General features: G+C 51.8%; 3 protein-coding genes. 1 reads left to right on the top strand and 2 read right to left on the bottom strand.

Translation table 11 applies throughout. The features are described from left to right. Positions 1–137: 137 nt before the first annotated feature. A complete protein-coding gene (locus L0H65_RS19190; RefSeq protein WP_301460791.1) occupies positions 138–470 on the bottom strand; it encodes a hypothetical protein in 333 nt (110 codons plus the stop codon). Between the two features lie 75 nt (positions 471–545). Next, positions 546–1,121: an acyl-homoserine-lactone synthase gene (locus L0H65_RS19185; protein WP_301460790.1), complete on the bottom strand. Its 576-nt coding sequence runs from the start codon at positions 1,119–1,121 to the stop codon at positions 546–548. Between the two features lie 115 nt (positions 1,122–1,236). Between L0H65_RS19185 and L0H65_RS19180 the strand changes: the two genes are divergently transcribed. After that, a partial coding sequence (locus L0H65_RS19180) for an autoinducer binding domain-containing protein (RefSeq protein WP_301460789.1) occupies positions 1,237–1,912 on the top strand: 676 nt, incomplete at its 3' end.

Below are 1,912 nucleotides of genomic sequence, written 5' to 3'. Positions count from 1 at the left end.
ACCCAAATTCTGGAAGGAATGATTGTCCAATGAAATCAATATATTACATAACCTTTATTATAGGTGAAATTCTGAATCCACCCCCACCTGAAAACATACTGCTGCACAACAATGCCGCACGCGCAATTTCTGGGCTTTCAATGCGTTGATCGGCAGGTCGCCGCATAATCATTTGGCAACAACCCACACCAAAACCGGTCCAGCGCCCGCTCTGCTTGTTGAGGATTGGGGTATCCCTGGATCAATGCCAATCCGATCACGCGGCAAGCTTGTGTCCCACCGAGAAAGTTAAGGCCAATTCCATAGCGCAAAAATTCATTGTAGCCCGGCGACATTGCGAGTTCAGCATCCTTCAAAGCCTCTGCGATCCGCACCAGATTCCAGAATACCTCACGTTGGTCTTCAAATTGAAACCACAGGCTACTCTGGTCAAACGACCTCTGGGGCTGACGACATTCCTCAATTTCCACTGCAGCCACCCCTTTTACCAAGGCCGCTGTCCGCAGCGTTGAGCGGGATCGAGAGCACAAGAAAACCACCCACGATCATCGCACCTCACATGAGAACGCCAAGAACTTCCCGTCCTTGTTAGACACGATTGATCCAAGAGGTGTCGGTACATAGCCATAGCTGCGCGCCATCCGCATAAAGGCGGGACCGCCTAGAAACAGACATTGCTTGCCACCCTGTTGCTGAATGAAATCATTGGACGCATCCAAAATAAGGCGTGCCGTGCTGGGGGAACGGTCGACAGACAGAAGACGGGTCAACTCCCATGAGCAAGCGTCGGTTGGCGGTGTGCGCCAACAAAGACTCGGCGGAAGGTCGATTGCGCCGCGTGTGGCATCACGGATCATATAACTGTACCGAACATCGCCAGACCCAATTTCAGTGTCGCACCGCAACAAACGCGCGCCACCCAGAACCTGATCTCCGTCATGGGCGATGACATAAGTTGCCAGCCCGCAAACATCGTACTGCTCAAACTCCAAACCATCATGGGCATGAAGCTGCCAATCCATTTCCTTGATGAACACGTCGCGCCGCAATTCTAGAAAGCGATGGGCCAGATCCCACCGCGTTGACGGGCCTCGCATTGATACTATGGAAATGTCGGTCATATTCGCTCACCACACTTTGATTTGTGTTGAGTCCAAATTGCACATAAAGCGGATAAATCCTACCCACTTACCAAAATTGGTAATGTTGAAAACTCGCAGCAGTGGAGGGAATATGATGCTGGAGCACCTTGTCCCAGGTTTCCAAGAGGTCAACGAAAGTATCCTGACTATCGCACCGTCAGGTTATATCCTGATGCTCAACGTGCGCTATTTAACGCCCGAATTTTATCATACCACTTATGACCCGGAATGGGTCGAACAGTATAAGCTCCGGCGCTATACTTTTTTCGACCCTATTTTGCTTTGGAGTACCGTGAATACCGGTGCCCGAAGGTGGAGCGAGATCAATCTGTTGGGCATGAAGGCGACATCGACACGTGTGATGGAGCAGGCCAAAAGCTACGGACTCACTTACGGCGCCATCTTTGTTGAGCGAAACACTGCGAGCGAAGGGGAGCGCTGCATCTTGTCGGCGGGCCGTGCAGATCGCGAGTTTTATGATGCTGAAGTGATAGAACTTGGTGCGGCATTCCAGTATTTGATTTCTGCGGTTGGCAAACACGCGGGCATTAGTGCAAGCGAGAGAAGTGCGCTGCAAGGGCTTGCCGAAGGTCTCAATCAAGATGAAATTGCCCTCCGCGACGGCGTCACGCGTGATGCCGTGAAAAAACGCATAGAACGAGCCCGGCGGACTTTGGGTGCCGCGAACACCACGCAAGCAGTTGCAATTGCCGTGATGAAAGGGTTGGTGACGCTGAATGATGTGCCAGCCTATGGGTTTGCATCGCAAT

The organism is Pseudorhodobacter sp., assembly GCF_030452865.1.
Classification (GTDB): domain Bacteria; phylum Pseudomonadota; class Alphaproteobacteria; order Rhodobacterales; family Rhodobacteraceae; genus Pseudorhodobacter.
This window is presented reverse-complemented; position numbering and strand designations above follow the sequence as displayed.

Coding starts and splice junctions, on each gene's coding strand:
- L0H65_RS19185 (WP_301460790.1), bottom strand. CDS start 1,121: ATGACCGACATTTCCATAGTATCAATGCGAGGCCCGTCAACGCGGTGG.